Source organism: Bacillus sp. F9_6S_D1_P_5, from assembly GCF_054823925.1.
The window spans coordinates 12,512-35,317 of record NZ_JBTREW010000022.1 but is presented as its reverse complement, the minus strand read 5'-3'; the positions used below and the strand labels follow the sequence as shown (position 1 = coordinate 35,317).

Annotated in this window: 17 protein-coding genes; 12 read left to right on the top strand and 5 right to left on the bottom strand. The window is 35.2% G+C overall.

Annotated elements, in window-relative coordinates; all coding sequences use genetic code 11:
- Window positions 1-212 precede the first annotated feature (212 nt).
- The 7 genes from fdhF (at window position 213) to ACUXEY_RS22480 (ending at window position 11,726) form a co-directional block, all read left to right on the top strand.
- Window positions 213-3,149, top strand: a complete 2,937-nt coding sequence (fdhF, locus tag ACUXEY_RS22510; protein WP_461301645.1) for a formate dehydrogenase subunit alpha — start codon at window positions 213-215, stop codon at window positions 3,147-3,149.
- Between the two features lie 12 nt (window positions 3,150-3,161).
- Complete coding sequence (locus ACUXEY_RS22505; protein ID WP_001040526.1) at window positions 3,162-3,644, top strand: helical membrane plugin domain-containing protein; 483 nt, start codon at window positions 3,162-3,164, stop codon at window positions 3,642-3,644.
- 156 nt (window positions 3,645-3,800) lie between these two features.
- Window positions 3,801-5,672, top strand: coding sequence for a glycerophosphoryl diester phosphodiesterase membrane domain-containing protein (locus tag ACUXEY_RS22500; protein WP_429602014.1), 1,872 nt, complete (start codon window positions 3,801-3,803; stop codon window positions 5,670-5,672).
- Between the two features lie 369 nt (window positions 5,673-6,041).
- Window positions 6,042-7,175: an alanine dehydrogenase gene (gene ald / locus ACUXEY_RS22495; RefSeq protein WP_001219742.1), complete on the top strand. Its 1,134-nt coding sequence runs from the start codon at window positions 6,042-6,044 to the stop codon at window positions 7,173-7,175.
- 103 nt (window positions 7,176-7,278) lie between these two features.
- Entirely contained in the window at window positions 7,279-8,694 is a 1,416-nt protein-coding gene (locus ACUXEY_RS22490) for an amino acid permease (RefSeq protein WP_461301644.1), read from the top strand.
- 266 nt (window positions 8,695-8,960) lie between these two features.
- Window positions 8,961-9,338: an ArsR/SmtB family transcription factor gene (locus ACUXEY_RS22485; protein ID WP_000918377.1), complete on the top strand. Its 378-nt coding sequence runs from the start codon at window positions 8,961-8,963 to the stop codon at window positions 9,336-9,338.
- 21 nt (window positions 9,339-9,359) lie between these two features.
- On the top strand, window positions 9,360-11,726 hold the full coding sequence (locus tag ACUXEY_RS22480; RefSeq protein WP_461301643.1) for a heavy metal translocating P-type ATPase: 2,367 nt from the start codon (window positions 9,360-9,362) through the stop codon (window positions 11,724-11,726).
- A gap of 202 nt (window positions 11,727-11,928) precedes the next feature.
- Here the strand turns inward: ACUXEY_RS22480 and ACUXEY_RS22475 are convergent, their stop codons facing one another.
- The gene (locus tag ACUXEY_RS22475; RefSeq protein ID WP_461301642.1) at window positions 11,929-13,392 is read right to left on the bottom strand and encodes a nicotinate phosphoribosyltransferase; all 1,464 of its coding nucleotides are present in this window, start codon (window positions 13,390-13,392) and stop codon (window positions 11,929-11,931) included.
- A gap of 199 nt (window positions 13,393-13,591) precedes the next feature.
- Between ACUXEY_RS22475 and ACUXEY_RS22470 the strand changes: the two genes are divergently transcribed.
- The 3 genes from ACUXEY_RS22470 to ACUXEY_RS22460 all read left to right on the top strand — a co-directional run bounded on the left by ACUXEY_RS22470 (window position 13,592) and on the right by ACUXEY_RS22460 (window position 16,993).
- On the top strand, window positions 13,592-14,866 hold the full coding sequence (locus ACUXEY_RS22470) for a helix-turn-helix domain-containing protein (protein ID WP_429602012.1): 1,275 nt from the start codon (window positions 13,592-13,594) through the stop codon (window positions 14,864-14,866).
- A complete protein-coding gene (locus ACUXEY_RS22465; RefSeq protein WP_064477121.1) occupies window positions 14,863-15,117 on the top strand; it encodes a Phr family secreted Rap phosphatase inhibitor in 255 nt (84 codons plus the stop codon). The genes ACUXEY_RS22470 and ACUXEY_RS22465 overlap by 4 nt, the downstream gene beginning before the upstream one ends.
- 175 nt (window positions 15,118-15,292) lie before the next feature.
- Window positions 15,293-16,993: a M4 family metallopeptidase gene (locus tag ACUXEY_RS22460; protein WP_166704585.1), complete on the top strand. Its 1,701-nt coding sequence runs from the start codon at window positions 15,293-15,295 to the stop codon at window positions 16,991-16,993.
- A 63-nt stretch (window positions 16,994-17,056) separates the two neighbouring features.
- Here ACUXEY_RS22460 and ACUXEY_RS22455 read toward each other — a convergent pair whose 3' ends face one another.
- Complete coding sequence (locus ACUXEY_RS22455) at window positions 17,057-17,605, bottom strand: TVP38/TMEM64 family protein (RefSeq protein ID WP_461301641.1); 549 nt, start codon at window positions 17,603-17,605, stop codon at window positions 17,057-17,059.
- A gap of 398 nt (window positions 17,606-18,003) precedes the next feature.
- On the opposite strand from ACUXEY_RS22455, the gene ACUXEY_RS22450 reads away from it, so the two are divergent.
- Window positions 18,004-18,522, top strand: coding sequence for an RNase A-like domain-containing lipoprotein (locus tag ACUXEY_RS22450; RefSeq protein WP_000822716.1), 519 nt, complete (start codon window positions 18,004-18,006; stop codon window positions 18,520-18,522).
- 15 nt (window positions 18,523-18,537) lie between these two features.
- Window positions 18,538-18,810 (top strand): hypothetical protein, encoded by a 273-nt coding sequence (locus ACUXEY_RS22445; RefSeq protein ID WP_166704587.1) that lies wholly within the window; start codon window positions 18,538-18,540, stop codon window positions 18,808-18,810.
- Window positions 18,811-18,858: 48 nt separating this feature from the next.
- On the opposite strand, the gene ACUXEY_RS22440 is transcribed toward ACUXEY_RS22445, so the two are convergent.
- The 3 genes from ACUXEY_RS22440 to ACUXEY_RS22430 form a co-directional block, all read right to left on the bottom strand.
- A complete protein-coding gene (locus ACUXEY_RS22440) occupies window positions 18,859-20,121 on the bottom strand; it encodes a VanW family protein (RefSeq protein WP_461301640.1) in 1,263 nt (420 codons plus the stop codon).
- A gap of 234 nt (window positions 20,122-20,355) precedes the next feature.
- The gene (locus ACUXEY_RS22435; protein ID WP_461301639.1) at window positions 20,356-21,372 is read right to left on the bottom strand and encodes an LCP family protein; all 1,017 of its coding nucleotides are present in this window, start codon (window positions 21,370-21,372) and stop codon (window positions 20,356-20,358) included.
- A 186-nt stretch (window positions 21,373-21,558) separates the two neighbouring features.
- Window positions 21,559-22,737, bottom strand: a complete 1,179-nt coding sequence (locus ACUXEY_RS22430; protein ID WP_461301638.1) for a NupC/NupG family nucleoside CNT transporter — start codon at window positions 22,735-22,737, stop codon at window positions 21,559-21,561.
- Window positions 22,738-22,806: the final 69 nt, after the last annotated feature.

Below are 22,806 nucleotides of genomic sequence, written 5' to 3'. Positions count from 1 at the left end.
GATTATTTTGGTTATTATTGTATATGTACGATATAATAGAACAGTAGAATAGTGATATTTTCAAGCTTTCGTAGTTATACCTTATAACATCTAGAATCGACTTCATAAGAAAAGTATTTGGGCAGAGCGTTTCAAAAATATGTACAGTAATGCGATTTTGAAAACGGATTCATAATTGCTTTGTACAGTTGGTTGTAAGGAGAGGGGAAACTATGGCAGAACAGACAGTCCGTGTAACCGTGGATGGTAAAGAATTTTCCGCATCGGGTGAAAAGACGATACTACAATTATTTAACGAGAGTAATTTGGAACATCCTCAAATTTGTCACGTACCAGAAGTAGATCCAATTCAAACTTGTGATACGTGTATTGTAGAAGTGAATGGAAAGTTAATGCGTGCTTGTTCAACGAAACTCGAGAACGGTATGCATATTGAAAGACAGTCCCAGCGTGCGAAAGAGGCACAGACTGAGGCGATGGATCGAATATTAGAGAATCATTTATTGTATTGTACCGTTTGTGATAACAATAATGGTAACTGTAAAGTCCATAACACCGTACATATGATGGGAATTGAAGAACAGAAATATCCGTATGAGCCGAAAGTAAGTGCTTGTGAAGTGGATATGTCACATCCATTTTATCGGTATGATCCAAATCAATGTATTGCTTGTGGACAGTGTGTAGAAGTATGTCAAAACTTACAGGTTAATGAAACTATATCGATAGACTGGAGTTTAGATCGCCCACGTGTTATATGGGATAGTGGTGTAAGCATTAATGACTCATCTTGTGTAAGTTGCGGGCAGTGTGTAACAGTATGTCCATGTAATGCGTTAATGGAAAAATCAATGTTAGGTGAAGCTGGGTTCATGACAGGATTAAAACCACATGTGTTAGATCCGATGATTGATTTTGTAAAGGATGTAGAGCCTGGATATAGTAGTATTTTAGCGGTTTCAGAAGTAGAGGCTGCGATGCGTAAGACGAAAGTTAATAAAACAAAGACAGTTTGTACATTTTGTGGTGTCGGTTGTTCTTTCGAAGTATGGACGAAAGATCGCCATATATTAAAAGTGCAACCTGTTTCAGATGCACCGGTTAATGGTATTTCCACATGTGTAAAAGGTAAATTTGGATGGGACTTTGTAAATAGTGAAGATCGCATTACGAAGCCATTAATTCGCCAAGGAGACATGTTTGTTGAAGCGACTTGGGAAGAAGCATTAGAGGTTGTTGCTTCTAACATGCAGCATATTAAATCTGAATATGGTAGCGATGCATTTGGATTTATTTCTTCTTCAAAAGTAACAAATGAAGAGAATTACCTTATGCAAAAACTAGCTCGACAAATATATGGCACGAATAATGTGGACAATTGTTCTCGCTACTGTCAATCTCCAGCAACAGACGGTTTATTTAAAACTGTCGGTATGGGTGGGGATGCTGGAACAGTGAAAGATATAGCTGAAGCAGGCCTTGTCATTATCGTTGGTGCGAATCCAACAGAAGGACACCCAGTACTTGCGACGCGTGTAAAACGTGCTCATAAATTACACGAACAAAAACTAATCGTAGCAGACCTTCGTAAACATGAAATGGCAGAGCGTGCGGATTTATTTATTCATCCGCGCCAAGGTACGGATTACGTATGGCTTGCTGGTATTACGAAATATATTATTGATCAAGATTGGCACGATAAAAAGTTTTTAGCTGAAAATGTGAAGAACTTTGATGAATATAGCAAAATGTTAGAAAAGTATACGCTTGATTATACGGAAGAAATTACGGGAATTTCGAAAGAAAATTTGAAAGAAATGGCTCGTATGGTATATGAAGCAGATGGTACTTGTGTACTTTGGGGAATGGGTGTAACGCAAAATACAGGAGGAAGTACAACATCTGCAGCCATTTCAAATTTACTGCTTGTTACAGGTAACTATCGTCGTCCTGGGGCAGGCGCATATCCATTACGAGGACATAATAACGTACAAGGTGCTTGTGATATGGCAACATTACCAAACTGGCTTCCAGGTTATCAAGCAGTATCAGATGATACGCTTCGTGCGAAGTTTGAAAAAGCATACGGTACAACGATTCCGAAAGCACCAGGATTAAACAATATTGCAATGTTACTTGCGGCAGAAGAGGGAAAACTACGTGGTATGTATGTCATGGGTGAAGAAATGGCTTTAGTCGATTCAAATGCGAACCATGTGCAACATATTTTATCGAATTTAGACTTCCTCGTTGTTCAAGATATGTTCTTATCAAAAACAGCTCGTTTTGCTGATGTTATTTTACCAGCAGCACCAAGCTTAGAAAAAGAAGGAACGTTTACGAATACAGAGCGCCGTATTCAAAGATTATATGAAGTATTGAAACCACTAGGTGATTCCAAACCAGACTGGTGGATTTTACAAAAAGTTGCTCGTGCACTAGGCAGGGATTGGAATTATGAAAGTCCAAGTGAAATTATGGATGAAATCGCGTCACTTGCACCGTTATACTCTCAAGCAACATACGACCGTCTAGAAGGCTGGAATAGTTTATGTTGGGGGAGTCATGATGGTAGTGATACACCGCTATTATATGTAGACGGATTTAACTTCCCAGATAAACTTGCTCGTTTATCATTAGATGAATGGGTACCACCGGTTGTAGCGCCAGATGAGTATGATTTACTGTTAAATAATGGACGCATGCTGGAACATTTCCATGAAGGGAATATGACGAATAAATCAGCTGGTATTTTATCTAAAGTATCTGAAGTATTCGTTGAAATTTCACCTGAACTCGCTATAGAGCGCAATGTGAAAGATGGTGGTCTTGTAGAATTAGCATCACCATTTGGAAAAATTAAAGTACAAGCGCTTATTACTGACCGTGTAACGGGGAAAGAGCTATATTTACCGATGCATGCAACGATAAATGAAGAAGCGATTAATATTTTAACTGGGACGGCAACAGACCTGTATACGTGTACACCGGCGTATAAACAAACGATGGTGAAAATGCGTGTGTTACGTGAAAAAGGAAACCGTCCGTTACCATCTTCAAACCCGCGAGATAAACAGCGTAATCCGCAAAATGGTGTTGAAATTGAGCAAAAATGGCAAAGAAAACAATACGTATCACTTGTGGACTAGGGGGCGAAGATAGTGGCGAAAGAAATTACGTTAATTAAAAAGAAAGTTGTAACAGAGGAAGAGCAGAAACAGCAAGTAGCAGATGAACTTCTAAATGAGCTATCTAATAATCGTGAAGCAGTAGAAGAAACGATGCAGCTTTTAGCACAGTTGCAGAAGGCTGGTATATTAGATGCGGCGATTAGTTTACTTGCTGCGAAGGAAGATGTTTCAAAAATTGCTGTGGAGCAATTAAATCGTGAACCAGTTAAAAATGCACTCAACAACATGATGGGGGCGGGGGAAGCACTATCCTCAGTTGACCCAGAAATAACGAAGCAAATCACATCGAGTTTAGTCACTGGATTGCAATTTGCAACAGATGAATTAAATAGTGGTAAGAAAACAAAAGTGATGGATTTCTTTAAAGTGTTAAAAGATCCAGATATCAATAGAGCTATTACATTCGGTTTTAGCTTCTTGAAAGCATTTGGACAAGGGTTAGAGAAAAAATAGAGTAAAATGAAAAAGTGATGGGAAGTAGCCATCACTTTTTTCGTTATATGTATAAGAGTGTTCATGTTAAGCGGAATATATTATTATTAAAAAGATGGATTGGAAATGGAAATATGGAATCCATCTCAAATATCGTTTTAGAATGTGGAGGAATATATGCAACACCGTAAAAGACTATCTATACCAGGAGTAATGGGACATTCCTTTCAAACAGTTAGATTTGCTTTTTGGAATGTATTAACCTTTCAACTTGCTTATAAATTATTAGCAGCAATTGTATTTGTCCCTCTATTTGGGATTATTTTCAATAAGTTATTGTATTTTGGTGGTTATGCAAATGCGACGAATGATGAATTATTAGCGTTTTTAAAGACACCATACGGCATTTTGGCAATTGTAATTTTATCTATACTGGCATTGTTTCTTATCTTTACAGAGTTTGCAGTACTTATTATCATTTCGTACTTCGCTCATAAAAGGCAAAAGGTGAGATTACGTCCCATTTTGTATAAAACAGTAACGTATTTACCTTCTCTGTTTACATATTGCTTGCCTGGATTTGTTTTGTATGCAGTTGTACTATTACCACTATTAAGTATGGGGTATAAATCTGCATTGATTCCTGAAATTCAAATTCCTAATTTTATTACAGGTGAACTATTTAAGACAACAATGGGGCAAGTTGGGTATTATACTTTCTTTGCTGTAGTTGCCTACTTAAATCTTCGTTGGATTTTTGTTTTACCTATTATCGTTTTAGAGCAAAAGCCGTTCCGCACGGCAGCACGCAAAAGCGCAAACTTAGTAAAAGAAAGCTTCTTTAAAGTATTGTTCTTTTTAGTAGGTTTTTTCATATCTGTAGGAATCGTCTTTCTTTTATGTGTAGGGATTTATTTGCTTTGTCTGTGGGGGGTATATGAATTTACAAACCCAGAAGGGACATTTGCACTATTAGCAGAGTCAACTATTTCAGTTTTCTTAACAAGTACATTGTATCTATTTAGCTTTATTATGACGCCGTTTTACATTATGGCTTTAACAAGATTGTATTTACAAAAGGTTCCGGTGGAAGATGTTTTATTAGAAGAAGGATTAGATTATTCGAAAACAAAAGCAGATAAATGTTTCTTCCAAAAACATCGTTGGAAATTTATTGGCGTATATATTGTAGGGATTATTACTGCGGGAATGGTAGTTGCCTTCATTGTGACCTTTATTACAAACACATATAAAGAGCCAATTATTATGGCTCATCGTGGTTATATTTCAAAAGGTGTAGAGAATACGAAAGAAGCTGTGCAGGGAGCTATTGATGCGAAAGCAGATTATGCTGAAATTGATGTACTGCAAACGAAAGACGGTGAACTAGCAGTTATACATGATTTGAAGCTAAAACGTCTTGCCAATGCTAATGTTCATGTTTCGGATTTAACGATGGACGAGTTAAGACAGCTTACTCTTAGTCAAGATGGGTTTTCAGGACAAATAAGTACACTTGATGAAATCATTAAGCTGGCTAAGGGAAAAATCAAACTTAATATTGAAGTGAAGCTTCATGGTGGCGAAAAAGATTTTGTAAATAAAGTATTAAAAACGATTAAAGATAATGAATTTGAGAAGCAATGTGTTATTCAAACGTTACATTACCCGCTTATTAAAGAGTTTAAGCGTGCAAATTCAGATATAAAAGTCGGATATATACTGTATGCAAGTAGAGCCAACTTAAAGAATGTGAAAGCTGATTTTTATGTAGCGGAAGAATACATGTTAAATAAGAAGTTAGTAAAAGAAGCAAGGAAGTTAAACAAACCAATTTATGTATGGACGGTAAATGATATGGAAAGTTTAAAGGGATATTATAAGTTAAACGTAGATGGTATCATTACCGATTACCCTGAAGATGCACGTGAAACAATTAAGATGTTAAAAGAGCAAGAAGCGGAAGAAAGTGATCTGTTTGATAAAATTACGGAAACAACAGATGATTTATTTTCTAAGTTATTTATTAGTTACCCAGCTGCTGGCTAAATGCCCGCAGCTGTTTTTTTATGAAAAGAATATATCCCTAAAGTATTGTGCAAATTAATAACTGTATATGTATACGGAATCATTGGTGTTTTTTACATTGTTACATTATTGTTCAATAATAAATGATTGCTGCTTATTTTTAAGGAGTATAATAAAAATAGAGTGATAGAAAATGAGATGGAACAAAGAGGCTAATAGAATCAATGTTCCATATATTTACACTATTCTAAATATATAAACTTTAAAAATATAGTATGTTAGCGTTTTCATAACTTTTAAGTTATGCTAGAATAAGGACATAAGTTATTAATTATTACAAAAAGAAAAAAGACTTTCTTTTTTCTGTTAATTATAAGGGGGCATTTCATTATGCGTATTGGGGTACCAGCAGAAATTAAAAACAACGAAAACCGTGTGGCAATGACACCAGCAGGTGTTGTACATTTAATTCGTAACAATCACGAAGTATTCATTCAAAAGGGTGCAGGTTTAGGATCTGGTTTCACAGATGCTCAGTATGTTGAAGCAGGAGCAAAAATTGTTGATACAGCTGAAGAAGCTTGGAACATGGAAATGGTTATGAAAGTTAAGGAACCAATTGAAAGCGAATACAAACACTTCAGCGAAGGTTTAATCTTATTCACATACTTACACTTAGCTCCAGAACCAGAATTAACAAAAGCATTAATCGAAAAGAAAGTTGTTTCTATTGCATATGAAACAGTACAATTAGAAAACCGTTCTCTACCATTACTTGCACCTATGAGTGAAGTAGCTGGTCGTATGGCTGCACAAATTGGTGCACAATTCCTTGAGAAAAACAAAGGCGGTAAAGGTATCTTACTTGCAGGTGTTCCAGGGGTTAAACGTGGTAAAGTAACAATCATCGGTGGTGGACAAGCTGGTACAAATGCTGCTAAAATTGCAGTTGGACTAGGTGCGGATGTAACAATCATCGACTTAAGTGCAGAACGTCTTCGTCAATTAGATGACATTTTCGGAAACCAAGTAAAAACTTTAATGTCTAATCCTTACAATATTGCAGAAGCTGTAAAAGAGTCTGATCTTGTAATCGGTGCAGTATTAATCCCAGGTGCAAAAGCGCCAAAACTTGTAACAGAAGAAATGATTAAATCAATGGAACCAGGTTCTGTTGTTGTAGATATCGCGATTGACCAAGGTGGTATTTTCGAAACAACTGACCGTATTACAACTCATGATAACCCAACTTACGAAAAACACGGCGTTGTTCATTATGCAGTTGCAAACATGCCAGGTGCGGTTCCACGTACATCAACTCTTGCATTAACAAACGTAACAGTACCATATGCAGTACAAATTGCTAACAAAGGCTACAAAGAAGCTTGCCTAGGCAACTCTGCATTACTAAAAGGTATTAACACATTAGATGGCTATGTAACATTCGAAGCAGTTGCAGAAGCTCACGGTGTAGAATACAAAGGTGCTAAAGAATTATTAGAAGCAGAAACAGTATCTTGCTAATAGAAGCATTATACAAAACAAAATCGAACAATATATAAACCAACATGATAAGAGCTAAGAGTGAATATCTCTTAGCTCTTCTTGGCAAAAGGGGGCATACATCGTGGCCAACCTATTTAAAAAGAAATCCGTTACGCAACTGTTAGGGGAAAGTAAAAGTAAAACTTTAACGAAAACGCTAGGGGCATTCGACCTAACAATGCTAGGGATTGGTGCGATAATCGGTACAGGAGTTCTAGTATTAACAGGATTAGTAGCAGCAAGAGATGCTGGTCCAGCAGTTATTTTTTCATTCATGATTGCAGCGATTGTTTGTGGATTTGCAGCATTATGTTATGCAGAAGTTGCATCTACATTGCCGGTTTCAGGTAGTGTATACACATATTCATATGCGACAATTGGTGAGTTTATTGCCCACCTAATGGGATGGACATTACTATCTGTATATGTCGTAACAACTGCCGCAGTAGCTGGTGGATGGACAGGTTATTTCAATAACTTAGTGAGTGGATTTGGATTAGAAATTCCAACAGAGCTGTTAAAGATTCCATCACAAGGTGGGATTGTGAATTTACCAGCAGTAGTCATTACTTTAGTTTTAACTTGGTTATTATCAAGAGGTACGAAAGAAAGTAAACGTGTGAATAACATAATGGTATTAATCAAAATTGGTATTGTTATTTTATTCATTGCAGTTGGTGCGTTTTACGTACAACCAGAAAACTGGACGCCATTTGCACCATACGGTATTAGCGGAATCTTTGCCGGAGGAGCAGCAGTATTCTTTGCTTTCTTAGGATTTGATGCATTAGCAACTTCTGCTGAAGAAGTAAAAAATCCACAACGTGATTTACCGATTGGTATTATTGCTTCGTTAGTTATTTGTACAATCATTTATGTTGTAGTTTGTCTCGTTATGACAGGTATGGTTTCTTATAAAGAATTAGATGTACCAGAAGCTATGGCATATGTGTTAGAGGTTGTAGGACAAGATAAAGTAGCAGGTGTAATCGCAGTTGGAGCTGTAATTGGTATTATGGCTGTAATCTTTGCTTACATTTATGCAACAACACGTGTATTCTTCGCGATGAGCCGTGATGGTTTATTACCAAAATCATTTGCGAAAATTAATAAGAAAACAGAAGCGCCAGTATTCTCAACTTGGTTAACAGGTATTGGTAGTGCTTTAATTGCTGGATTTGTCGATTTAAAAGAATTGTCGAATTTAGCGAATATTGGAGCATTGTTAACATTTGCGATGGTTGGTGTGACGGTTATTATTCTTCGTAAAACACATCCGAATTTACAACGTGGCTTTGTGGTACCACTTGTACCAACGCTACCTATTATTTCAATCGCATGTTGTTTATTCTTAATGTTTAACCTACCATTAACAACATGGATCTACTTCGGTGTTTGGTTAGCAATTGGAGTAGTTGTATACTTTGTTTATTCGAAAAAACATAGTCATTTAAAAGACGATGGAAGTTCGCAGGATAATTTAGAACAAGCTAATTAAAAGCTTAATTAAAAGGGATATAAGGTAGTAAGTCTTGTGCGTCTAGGGAGCGCGCAAGGCTTTTTTCTTTTGGGCAAAATGTATATTCTTTTTTGTATGAGAATGTAATGGATGCGGAAAATATGTGTAAGCCTTATTAAAATGTGAACGAAATGTTCGAAAAAATGTATGAGATTTCATTGACACATATGAATGATTGCTCATATAATAAGAGTATAAGATATATGAATGATTGTTCATATGTTCAAATAAAGAGGTGAGCTATAATGGCTGGAAATAAAGTAGAAACACCACAAGAGACATGTTCTCAAACGATAATTCATGAAGAAGTTGTTGACCAAGTAAAACAAACAATTCCAACTGATGAAAGTTTAAGTAAAGTAGCAGAATTATTTAAAGTATTAGGCGATCGTACACGTACGAGAATATTACATGCTTTATTTGAAGCTGAAATGTGTGTTTGTGATTTAGCGTATTTATTAGGAATGACACAATCATCTATTTCACATCAGCTCCGTGTGTTAAAGCAAGCGAAACTTGTAAAGAATCGTAAAGAAGGAAAGGTCGTTTATTATTCGTTAGCTGACCAGCACGTAATTCATATCTTCGAGCAAGCGTTTGAACACGTAAACGAGGAAGAATAAAAAACGCGAGGAGGGAGAACGATGGCTGAAGCATTAGTGAAAAAGAAACTGATGTTAGAAGGTTTAGATTGTGCGAACTGTGCAATGAAAATTGAAAAAGGTGTTGGAAATATAGAAGGAGTAAATTCTTGCTCTGTAAATTTCGCGACAAAAACAATGATTTTAGAAACAGCACAAAATAAAGAAAGCGAAGTTGTTACAGAAGCAAAACAACTCGTTACAAAATTAGAACCGGACATTAAAGTACAAGAAGAAAAAAACACAAAAGTAGCAAAAGAAGTGTTTATATTAGAAGGTTTAGATTGTGCAAACTGTGCGATGAAGATTGAAAATAAAGTGAAAGAAATGCCGACCGTTTCAGAAGCAACTGTTGATTTCGTATCAAAGAAATTAAGAGTTGAAGTAGCGAATAGAAGAGAATTAGAAGCGACTGTAGCAAATATAACAAATGTCGTTCAAAAGTTAGAACCAGATGTGAAAGTTATTCGTGAAGAAAAGGGTGGTCATGACCACGGGCATAGTCACGACCATGGTGAAGCAAATGTGAAAAAGATGGTAGGACGATTAGTGGTCGGCGGAATTTTGACAGCAATTGCTGCACTAGCTGGCTTACCACAAATGATAACGATTCCGTTATTCGTTCTTGCGTATTTATTAATAGGTGGAGATATCGTTTGGAGAGCGGTAAGAAACATAACTCGTGGCCAAGTGTTCGATGAGAACTTCTTAATGGCAATTGCAACACTAGGAGCTTTTGCGATTCAGCAATATCCAGAAGCTGTTGCAGTAATGTTATTCTACCAAGTAGGGGAACTATTCCAAAGTATTGCGGTAAACCGTTCTCGAAAATCAATTACTTCATTAATGGATATTCGTCCTGATTACGCGAATGTAAAGGTTGGAAATGAAACGAAACAAGTATCACCAGAAGATGTACAAATCGGTGATTATATTATCGTGAAACCTGGTGAGAAAGTACCGTTAGACGGAAAAGTAGTTGAAGGAACATCAATGGTAGATACTTCAGCATTGACTGGTGAATCTGTACCACGTGAAGTGGAAGTTGGAAATGATGTACTAAGTGGTTTTGTAAACCAAAATGGTGTATTAACAATTGAAGTTACAAAAGAATTTGGTGAATCAACTGTATCAAAAATTTTAGATTTAGTTCAAAATGCAAGTAGTAAAAAAGCGCCAACAGAAAACTTTATTACGAAGTTCGCGCGTTACTACACTCCAGTTGTAGTTATTACAGCGGCAATTATGGCGTTCATTCCGCCACTTATTTTAGAAGGAGCTACATTTGCAGATTGGATTTATAGAGCGTTAGTGTTCTTAGTAATCTCTTGTCCGTGTGCGTTAGTTGTATCTATTCCTCTTGGATTCTTTGGAGGCATCGGTGGTGCATCTAAAAGTGGTGTGTTAGTAAAAGGAAGTAACTATTTAGAAGCTTTAAATGATGTGAAATATATTGTTTTTGACAAAACAGGAACATTAACAAAAGGTGTCTTCAAAGTTACAAAAATGGAACCGGGCGAAGGCATTACAAATGAAGAATTATTAGAGTATGCCGCATTTGCTGAAGTGTATTCTAATCATCCAATTGCACAATCCATTCGAAATGCATATGGAAAATCAATTGATGAAAAAATAATCAATGATTATAACGAAATTTCTGGTCACGGTACAGTCGTTAAAGTGCAAGGAAAAGAAATCTTTGCAGGTAATGCTAAATTAATGAGAAAAGAAAACATTACATTTAAGCAACCAGAAACAGTAGGTACATTAGTTCACGTTGCTGTAGATGGAAAATATGCAGGTTATATTGTTATCTCTGATGAGGTAAAAGAAGATTCAAAACAAGCAATTCAAAAGTTAAAAGAACTAGGTATTAAGAAGACAGTCATGTTAACTGGTGATGCAAAACTAGTTGGTGAAGCTGTTGGGAAAGAATTAGGTTTAGATGAAGTTCACGCAGAACTATTACCGCAACAAAAAGTAGAAGAGATTGAAAAAATTGATGCAGCGAAACATGGAAAAGAAAAAGTTGCTTTCGTTGGTGATGGTATTAATGACACACCAGTATTAGCAAGAGCTGATGTTGGTATTGCAATGGGTGGTTTAGGATCAGATGCAGCAATTGAAGCGGCAGATATCGTTATTATGACTGATGAGCCTTCAAAAATTGCAACAGCTGTACACATTGCAAAACGTACACGACGCATTGTATGGCAAAATATCATCTTTGCATTAGGTGTAAAAGGATTAGTTTTATTACTTGGTGCTTTCGGTATTGCAACAATGTGGGAAGCTGTCTTCTCAGATGTCGGTGTGACACTACTTGCAGTGTTAAATGCAATGCGTGTACTACGAGTGAAAGATTTATAAAAAAGAGGACGCAATCTGCGTCCTCTTTTTTAGGTTATTTTGTTGAAATTGACTCAATAAAATAATAACAAATATTATTTTATAAATAAATAACTCAATATTAAAATTTACAAATATAAAATATTTGTCTTATTATTTTAATATATTTTCTATAAAGATACATAAAGTATTGAAAAAACAGAGAAGGGGGAGCTTCTCTGTTTTATTTTTGTATATTTTTTTCAACTTGTTCTCGAACAGTTTGAATGTAATTCATTTTATGATCCCAGCATTCTTGACTTAAATCGACAGGATACTCTTCGGGATTTAAAGTTCGCATATACTCTTCCCAAAATAGCGCGAGACTCTGTTCGTTATATTTTTGAATATCTAATATGTCTGGTAGTTCATATGTTCTTTCACCGTTAATGAAAATGTCTTTATGCAGTTCGCGAGCTTCAAAGTTTGTTACAAATTTACTTATATACGTGTGAACAGGGTGAAACATTTTTAAGCGTTCTTCTTTTCCTGGTTCTTCAGAATCTAATGCAATATAATCGCCTTCTGCATGATCATTAACTCGATTGATAATGCGATAAATTCGTTTCAGTCCTGGAGTCGTAATTTTTTCCGGGTTAGATGAAATTTTAATTGTATCATTTAACTTTCCATCAGTATCTTCAATCGCAACTAGTTTATAAACAGCCCCTAAGGCTGGTTGCTCAAAGGACGTAATCAATTTTGTCCCAACGCCCCATACATCAATTTTTGCTCCTTGAGATTTCAAGTGCATAATTGTGTATTCATCTAAATCGCTAGAAGCAATAATTTTTGTATTTGTAAACCCAGCTTCATCTAATAGCTTTCTTGCTTTTTTTGATAAATAAGCCATATCACCACTATCAAGGCGAATGCCATAAAAATCGATACGATCTCCAAACTCTTTCGCGACGCGAATTGCATTTGGAACACCTGATTTTAAAGTGTCGTATGTATCAACGAGAAAGACGCATTTTTTATGAGTTTCAGCGTACTTTTTAAATGCGACATATTCATCGCGATATGCTTGAACGAAAGAGTGAGCGTGTGTGCCGGCTACGGGTATTCCGAAGCGCTTCCCAGCCCGTACGTTACTCGTAGATGAGAAGCCACCAATAAAGGCAGCACGTGTGCCCCAAAGAGCAGCATCAAACTCGTGGGCGCGTCTTGTGCCGAATTCTAAAAGTTCATCGTTATTTGCAGCGTGCTTCATACGAGCTGCTTTTGTTGCAATTAATGTTTGGTAATTCACAATGTTTAACAGGGCAGTTTCAATAATTTGTGCTTCGCCGAGTGGTGCATCAACACGTAATAAAGGCTCGTTATTAAATACAACTTCACCTTCTTGCATACTTCGAACTGTCCCAGTGAATTTCATATTTTTTAAATAATGAAGGAATTCTTCTTCAAATTGTAATTCTGCTAAATAAGCGATATCACTTTCGGTAAAGCTGAAGTTTTCTATGTACTCTACAATCTTTTCAAGACCAGCAAAAACAGCATAACCGTTCTCGAATGGAAGCTTTCGAAAATATAAATCAAACACCGAGCGGCGATTGTGAATACCATCTTTCCAATATGTATAAGCCATATTAATTTGATATAAATCTGTATGTAAGGCATAGCTATCGTCTTTATAATAAGTCATCGCGAAAACACCTCCATAATTTGGTTATAGTATACCAATTTTTCATCGCTCGTAGCAAAGAATGGATATGAAAGTATAGTCAAGAGGAAAAAAAATGAAATATTGCATATTTTTTAGAAAATTAACATTTATCAATTTATATTTCTCAAGATTTTATGTATTATTAGAGTAATGGGGGTAATGAGAATGGAGGAGGACAATGCAACAAACATTAGAAAAAATAGGCAAACAAGTCTTTTATAAACGGCTACAGCAAAAAATGACACAAGAAGAATTATGTCAGGGCATTTGTTCTGTCTCATACTTAAGTAAAATCGAAAATGGAAAGATCGAAGCATCAGAAGAGATTCTACAATTGCTCTGCGCAAGATTAGAAATTGCCGTGACGGATTTGAGAGATGTAGAAGAAGATGTGAAGGGGAAGTTGGATGAATGGCTAAATGCATTAGTTCATTTGGACAAGCCACAAGTAGAACGCATATATGAAGAGTTGCAAGGTGAAATGAAGCATGTTTTGGATTTTGAAATTATAAATTATTATAAACTGCTTTATACGCGTTATTTAATTATGAAACGAGATTTTCCTGCTGTTGAAGAAGAGTTGGAAAGATTGAAAAAAGTTTACAAGAAATATTCACCTTTTCAGAAGATGTTGTATACGTATAGTAAGGCATTGTTACTTAGTCTGCAATATAAGCATAAGGAAAGTTTGAAGTATTTAATTGAAACGGAAGAAATGGCTAAAGAGCAAGGGTATTATGAAACTGGTATATATTATAACTTGAGCCTTGCGTATAGTCACTTAAATATACCACATTTAGCCATGCACTTTGCTAATATTGCCATGGAAGGGTTCCGTAACGAATACAAATTCCGTTATGTAATAAATTGTCAAACGATTATTGCTTTAAGTTATGTGGAAAAAGCACAGTATGAAGAAGCTCTAAAGATTTATGAAAGTATATTAAGAGAAGTGGATTCTTTTGCGGAAAAAGACATGATTAAAGCTATGACTTTAAATAATATGGGAGAATTATACCATTATAAGAATGAGCATGATAAATCAAAAAACTATTTTCTTCAAAGTTTCCAATTACAGCAGACTGTCAATATGAATTATATTGAAACAATTTATGGTTTGGCTAAACAATCTATTCATCTTAAATGTTATGAAGAAGCACAGAAATGGATAGAAAAAGGGATTGAGTGTTCACGTAGTGATGAAAAATATAATAAAATGATTTATTCATTCTGTATATTTAAGTATAAATATTTTGGGGAATCCCAAGAGTTTAAGAGATTTTTAGAGAATGAGGCTATTCCATTCTTTAAGAGTGTGGGTAGTATGAAAGAATTAAAAAATGCCTATTTAGAATTAGCAATGTACTTAGAGAATGAATTTAAGTACGAGGAAAGCAATAAATATTATAAAGAAGTTATTAAAGTTTTGGAAGAAAGGGAGGAATTGAATTGAAAAAACGTATATATGGTGTAGTAGGATTAGGAATAGTAGCGATTCTTTCTTTAGGAGTTAATTATTCTAATCCAGACATATATGGAGTAAAATCCTTAAAAGAAGGATCAGTAAATTACTCTAATCCAGATATTTATGGATTGAAGTCTGTAAAAGAGGAGAATATACAATATTCTAATCCGGATATTTATGGCTTTAATTTTTCAGAAAAAAGTTTCATAAATTATTCTAATCCAGATATTTATGGTTAAGAAAATATTGAAAAACCCCTTTCCAATCGGAAAGGGGTTTTTCAATATTTGTTCCCCAAAATTCTACAAAACTTGAGAAATAAATTAATTGAATTTTTAGTATATTAATAGTGAAAACATAATGCTAATATGAAACTACTCTTTTTCAAAAAATAATTTATTAGGGGGAAGGTTCATGAAAAAGAAAAGTTTAGCGTTAGTGTTAGCGACAGGAATGGCAGTTACAACGTTTGGAGGGACAGGCTCTGCATTTGCAGATTCTAAAAATGTGCTCTCTACGAAGAAGTACAATGAGACAGTACAGTCACCGGAGTTTGTTTCTGGGGATTTAACTGGAGCAACTGGTAAGAAAGCAGAATCTGTTGTGTTTGATTACTTAAACGCAGCAAAAGGTGATTATAAGTTAGGGGAAAAGAGTGCGCAAGATTCTTTCAAAGTGAAACAAGCGAAGAAAGATGCTGTAACTGATTCAACAGTATTACGTTTACAACAAGTATACGAAGGAGTACCTGTATGGGGTTCTACGCAAGTAGCTCACGTAAGTAAAGATGGTTCTTTAAAAGTATTGTCTGGAACAGTTGCACCTGATTTAGACAAAAAAGAAAAGTTGAAAAATAAAAATAAGATCGAAGGCGCAAAAGCAATTGAAATTGCGCAAAAAGATTTAGGTGTTACACCTAAATATGAGGTAGAACCAAAAGCGGACTTATATGTATATCAAAATGGTGAAGAAACAACATATGCATACGTTGTAAATTTAAACTTCTTAGAGCCGAGCCCAGGAAACTACTACTATTTCATTGAAGCAGACAGTGGTAAAGTATTAAATAAATATAATAAATTGGATCATGTAGCAAATGAAGATAAATCACCAGTTAAGCAAGAGGCACCTAAACAGGAAGCGAAACCAGCTGTAAAGCCTGTAACAGGAACAAATGCAGTGGGTACTGGTAAAGGTGTATTAGGAGATACGAAATCGCTTAATACAACGTTATCTGCATCATCTTACTATTTACAAGATAATACGCGCGGAGCAACGATTTTCACATATGATGCGAAAAACCGCTCAACATTACCAGGAACATTATGGGTAGATGCAGATAATGTTTTCAATGCAGCGTATGATGCAGCAGCAGTAGATGCTCATTACTATGCAGGTAAAACATATGATTACTATAAAGCTACATTTAATAGAAACTCTATTAATGATGCAGGAGCACCATTAAAATCAACAGTTCATTACGGAAGTAAGTATAATAATGCATTCTGGAACGGCTCACAAATGGTATACGGAGATGGTGATGGTGTAACGTTCACTTCATTATCTGGTGGTATTGATGTAATTGGTCACGAATTAACGCATGCTGTTACAGAGTATAGCTCAGATTTAATTTATCAAAATGAATCAGGAGCATTAAATGAAGCTATCTCAGATGTATTTGGTACATTAGTAGAGTATTATGATAACCGTAACCCTGATTGGGAAATTGGTGAAGATATTTACACGCCTGGTAAAGCTGGAGATGCACTTCGCTCTATGAGTGATCCAACGAAATATGGTGATCCAGATCATTATTCTAAGCGTTACACTGGCACTGGTGATAACGGTGGCGTTCATACAAATAGCGGTATTATTAACAAAGCGGCTTACTTATTAGCGAATGGTGGTACGCATTACGGTGTTACTGTGAACGGTATTGGTAAAGATAAAGTAGGAGCGATTTATTATCGTGCAAATACGCAATATTTCACGCAATCTACTACGTTTAGTCAAGCTCGTGCTGGATTAGTACAAGCTGCAGCTGACTTATATGGTGCTAGCTCTGCAGAAGTAGCAGCAGTTAAGCAATCATATAGTGCTGTTGGTGTAAACTAAGGATTTAAGAGATTATTATTAATAAAATACCTCAAAAATAAAGAAGGAGCCTATGCTCCTTCTTTATTTTTTTCTCCATTTTTTCCACAAATAAAACAATCCAATAGCGCCTGCGATTGTTACAATCCACTTCGCTTCATTCGTTCCATTCATGACATGGTAAGCCGAATATACCTCGACTAACAAAGCCGGTATTTTACCTATTGTACTGGCAATACTGAAGGAGAGTAATGACATTTTGCCTAGAGCCGCAAATAAAGTCACGATACTGGACGGAATGAAAGGAATGAGGCGGAACGATAGGACGAGTAGAAAGGCCTCTCTGCCTTGTACATAAAGAAGACGCTCTACCTTTGGGTACTTATTTACTTTATCGTGAGTGAACTTTTGAAGGCCTATACGATAAATATAAAACGAGATAATAGCCCCTAATGCCTCACCTGCGATCGAAATAATGGTTCCGTTCGTTACGCCAAAGAGCTGTATGTTAATAGCGGTCAAAAAAATACTAGGGATAAAACCTAAAAGACTGATGATGATGTTAATTAAGATACTAAGTGGAATTGCGATTGAATAGTAATCTGTTAAGAAGTTTTGAATTGTTTCAGCCATCGTTTAAAATCCTTTATCTTTTTTTGCATTACACCATATTTTCATTATGTAGGCAAGTATAAATTTACATAATGTAGAAAACGTTGATAAAACACCACTTATATACCTTATAAGGGTATTAGGTATATAAAACTAGGGGTATATTTTTGTTTCTTAAAAAACAAAAATCAAACCTTGTTATTAAAGGGTTTTCTTTGTGTTTTTAGGGGTGATTTAACTTGGGAAATAATTATAAAAACGTAGGGGTATATTTATAGAAGGGTCGAAAATAGCGGTTTTATGAAAAGTGGCTGATAATATGGCAAAATAGGTGAGGAATTTAAAAAATGTGTATGTTTTTTCGGTGTGAAATTGACTTTTAGTGAAGTTACGATAATAATCATGAAAGAGGTGATATGATGAAACGAATAAGTAGTCTTTTCTTGAGTAGTTTAATGGCACTAATGCTGATCTTAAGTGGATGTGCAGGAAAAGAACAAAAAACAGAGAAACAAACAGGGAATCAATCGACATCAGTAGAAAAAATTAGTGATAATATTTTAGATGAAATGGAAGGACCACCTAAAAATGGTCATACGATTGAAAGACATGTAGGCAAATCAGAAGAAGATTTGAAGAATCGATTGAAGACAGATAAAGTATCAGCAGCAAGTACATACTATGATAAGGAAACAGCGACGAAAGCTGTAAAAGATAGTTTGAAGCAGCATGATAAAGAAATTCAAGACTGGTTAAAAAATTCTAAAGAGGCTCGTCTCGTATTAAATACAACACATTCATTCCCGGTTGGAAAAACGGTAATAAAGAAAAATATGAATGTAAAAGACAAGTTAGTAAAAACTGTTACTGTTTTAGCGAGAGATAAGTCAGGAGATTTAGGGTATAAGATCATTACTTCTTATCCATCTGATAAATAAGAAGGGGGAGTACATATGTATACGACATTACAATACTTTCTTAAATCGTACTGTACGTTAAGTGTTCATGAGGATGAAATAGTAGGCGTGATGGAAGAGTTTATAGAGCAAGAAGACGAAGAAATTGTTTTGAAATTACGCGATGAATTAATATATATGAAGAAAAAGGATGCTTGGGAAGAGGCGTGCGTATTAGCTGCGAAGCAAGGGAATCGTATGTGGTCGTTAGAAGAAACGAAAGACCATCTTGCAACCTTTTTATTATTATTGCAAAAGAAAAAGGCGTGAGTAGATCACGCCTTTTTTGTTTTTGAAATTTATCCGTTTGATAGTGTCTTATTGTTTTGGAGCGCTTTTATATACGCTTTTTGAAATTTGTCCATTAGATATTACTTCACCGTTTTGTGTTACTTTTTTATACGTAACTGCTGTTATTTTATCGTTAGTTCTACTAATTACTTGAGAAGAAACTTCAACATTTTTACCAGTATTTGTACCGAAAATGCGTGTAGTAATACTACCTCCATTTGAAAATGCTTGAATATAAATATGATTGCCTGTATTGTTTTTAAATTTTAAATCTGGACCATAATCTGCCACTGCTGCATCTTGCCCCAGTGGTAAATAATTTACAGGCATAGAATGATTGCTTCGAGAAACAATTCCTAAATCCGCTCTTAAAGCAGCGCTATATAAAGTACTACTAACTTGGCAAACACCTCCGCCTGCACTTTGTATAACTTTACCTTGTGAAAATACAGCAGCGGATTTATAGCCATGTGCAGCATCCGTTACGCCAACACGGCCATTAAAACTAAACGTTTCATCAGGTGCGACAATAACGCCACTTAAAGTCTTAGCTGATTTATTTACGTTAAAGGATTGATTCCCATTACGGCCAGCCATTGGAGTCGAATATTCAGCGATTACTTCTTTAATCCCCATTTTCTGTATATCTTCTGTAGAACGTTCAGGTTTTAATAGTGTAACTGGTAATGTAACGTCAGGTGTGCCAGAAGTAATGGCTTGCCTCGTTAAATCAGTTAACTTTGCTTTATCGATTTTTTCTCCATTTTGACTTTGGCTAATATTTACTGTAGTGCCTTCAATACTTAATTCAGCATTAACAGGATTTTTTAATGTTTCATTATATTTATCCTTCATAAAGCTTTCATAAGCAGTTGTATTTAATTGAGGTGTTAATTTGTAGTCACGTTTTAATTCACCGTTTTCCGCTTGCTTCCGCATTTTGTAACGATTCATTGCGTTTCCTTCTTGTTCTTTAAAGATTTTGTCGATAAGGTCTTTTTCTTTGTAATTTATCCCTAAATCTTTCCATGTGTACGTTTGTTTATCATTTTGTGATATATAGGTAAGTGATTTTTGATCTAATTCAGTTACCTTTTGATTAATAATGGCTTGAATATCTTGTTTATTTTTTCCGTCGAGAGAAATACCTTCAAATGTAGTATTTGGTAGTGCAGTAGTATCTAACTGATTATTTAGTTTGGATACATATTGATATCCACCAACACCGCCTACACAAAGTAATATGCCTCCAGCAATTGCAGAACCGATCAGTATTTTACTTAGCTTCATTTATTTCCCCCCAGAAATTTTCGTATAAATATATGTATTACATTTTTTGTATAAAAATGATGAAAATAACATTATGTACGTACTAGTATACTATTATTTCCACTATGTGTGTAATGATTTTATAAAAAATGTTACACTGTTGTAATAATTGTCTCTTTTTGTCACAATATGTACGAGAAATATGTTGAAAAATATAATAAAAAGGCTGTCTAGAAAGATCTAGCAGCCTTTTTATTATAATTTTTTATGTTCATTTTTATTCGTAACACCGAGATGTTCTTGTAGTGTTGTCGAAATATTATTGACGCTTTTTTCGTTTGGAACGTAATAATAAATACCACCTATATATTTATCAGTACCTTCTACTTGCAATTTGTCCATTTTTAAGTTTGAACCCATTGAATTTTTCGCAATTGTCATCATATCATCAAAAGTTAAATTTGTTTTTAAGTCTTTATCAACTGCGTCTAATAGGCCACCGATTTTATTAATGGAATTAAGAGATAGTGCTTTTTCAGCAATAGCTTCTAAAACAAGCTGTTGTCGTTGTCCGCGCATATAATCACTATCGATATGACGAGTTCTAGCTAGTGCCAATGCCTCTTCTCCATTTAAATGTTGACGTCCTTTTTTCAGGTGAATTGCATCTGCTTCGTCTTTACTATTTTGTTCTGTAAACTCAACCGGAACATCGACAGTAATACCACCAAGGGAATCAACAATTTTGATAAATGATTTAAAGTTGAATTTTACATAGTAGTCAACTGGAACATCTAAAAAGTTCTCCACCGTATCAATCGTGCTGTCCACACCACCGAATACGTGTGCATGTGTAATTTTATCGTATTTCTCACGTGATTTAATGTAGACACGTGAGTCACGTGGAATACTGACAAGCTTAACTGATTTATCGTTTTTATTAATTGTCGCAAGTAATAGCGCATCTGTACGAGTTGCTTTTCCGTAATTTTTGTCCCTGATTTCACTTTCATCGACACCCATAATGAGTACAGAAATGTTATCAGTCATAGGTTTAACGGCTTTTTCACGTTTGCTGGATTTATCCCCGCGGCCCAGTTCAGAATAGGCATTACTTAACACAGACTTCGCTTTACTGTATATATGGAAAGAGTAGCCCCCTGCTCCAAGTGCTATAATCAGTAGTGGAATAAGAAGGAACCAAAGGAGGCGTTTCTTCTTTGAGCGTCCTTTTTTGGCTCGAGTATCTTTGTTCATATCGGATTTCATCATTTTTTCTCCTTTAAAACTATCAAAGTGTATACATCTAGAAGCATATTCAAACACATAAAAAATATTGTACGCTAAATAAAAGCGATTGTACATGTATAAAAAATAGATGTCTTGATTATTTATAAGACATCTATTCGTTATTGTATACAAAAGATAGGGATAAGAAAATGATAAAATTTTACCTAATTACAACATAATGCTTACGATAATTGCAGATAAAATGCTAACGAGAGTAGCTCCGTATAGTAATTTAAGGCCAAATCTGGCAACGACGTTTCCTTGTTCTTCGTTTAATCCTTTTACCGCACCTGAAATAATGCCGATAGAAGAAAAGTTGGCAAAAGAGACGAGGAAGACGGAAATAATACCAACTGTACGAGGAGAAAGGCTATTAGAAATTTTACTAAGGTCCATCATTGCTACAAACTCGTTCGTTACAAGCTTCGTTGCCATAATGCTACCAGCTGTGACAATTTCAGAACTTGGTACACCGATAAGGAATGCAACAGGCGCAAATACGTAGCCGATTAATTGCTGGAAAGTAATGCCGAATATAATGAGGAATAGGTCATTAATGCAGCTAATTAATGCGACGAATCCGATGAGCATAGCGCCGACAACAATAGCTACGCGAAAGCCATCTAGAATGTATTCTCCAAGCATTTCAAAAAAGCTTTGCTTTTCGCCTTTAATTTCTAAAATATCTTCGTCATCTTTAACGTCGTAAGGATTAATGATCAGTACGATAATAAAACCACTAAATAAATTGAGAACGAGTGCGGTTACTACATATTTAGGTTCGATCATTGTCATATAGGCACCTACGATAGACATAGATACGGTTGACATGGCAGAAGCACAAAGTGTATAAAGACGGTGTTGTGGAATTTGAGCTAATTGTTTTTTAACCGTAATAAAAACTTCTGATTGGCCAACAATGGCAGAGGCGATAGCGTTGTAAGATTCTAATTTCCCAAGACCATTTATTTTGCTAAGGAAGTAACCGATCCAATGAATAAAAAATGGTAGTATTTTGAAATGTTGTAGTATACCAATTAAGACGGAAATGAAGACAATGGGTAATAATACAGTAAGGAAAAAGGACATTTCGCCTTTATTGGCAAGACCGCCAAATACGAAGTTTATACCATCAGCAGCATACTCGAGTAGCTTTGTAAACAGACTGGAAATGACACGAATAAGTATGAGGCCGATTTCTGTATTTAATAATAGATAGGTTAAAATTAACTGTATAATAAGCATGATGAAAATTGGTTTAAACTTAATATGTTTCTTATTGTTGCTAGCAATATAAGCAAGGAAGAAAACAACGATAAGTCCCACGAAAAAAGTAATAAATTTCATAGTAAGCCCCCTAAAAGAGATATTCTGCTATATATGTTTTTCATTTCAAGGGAGAATATGCATCTTTGG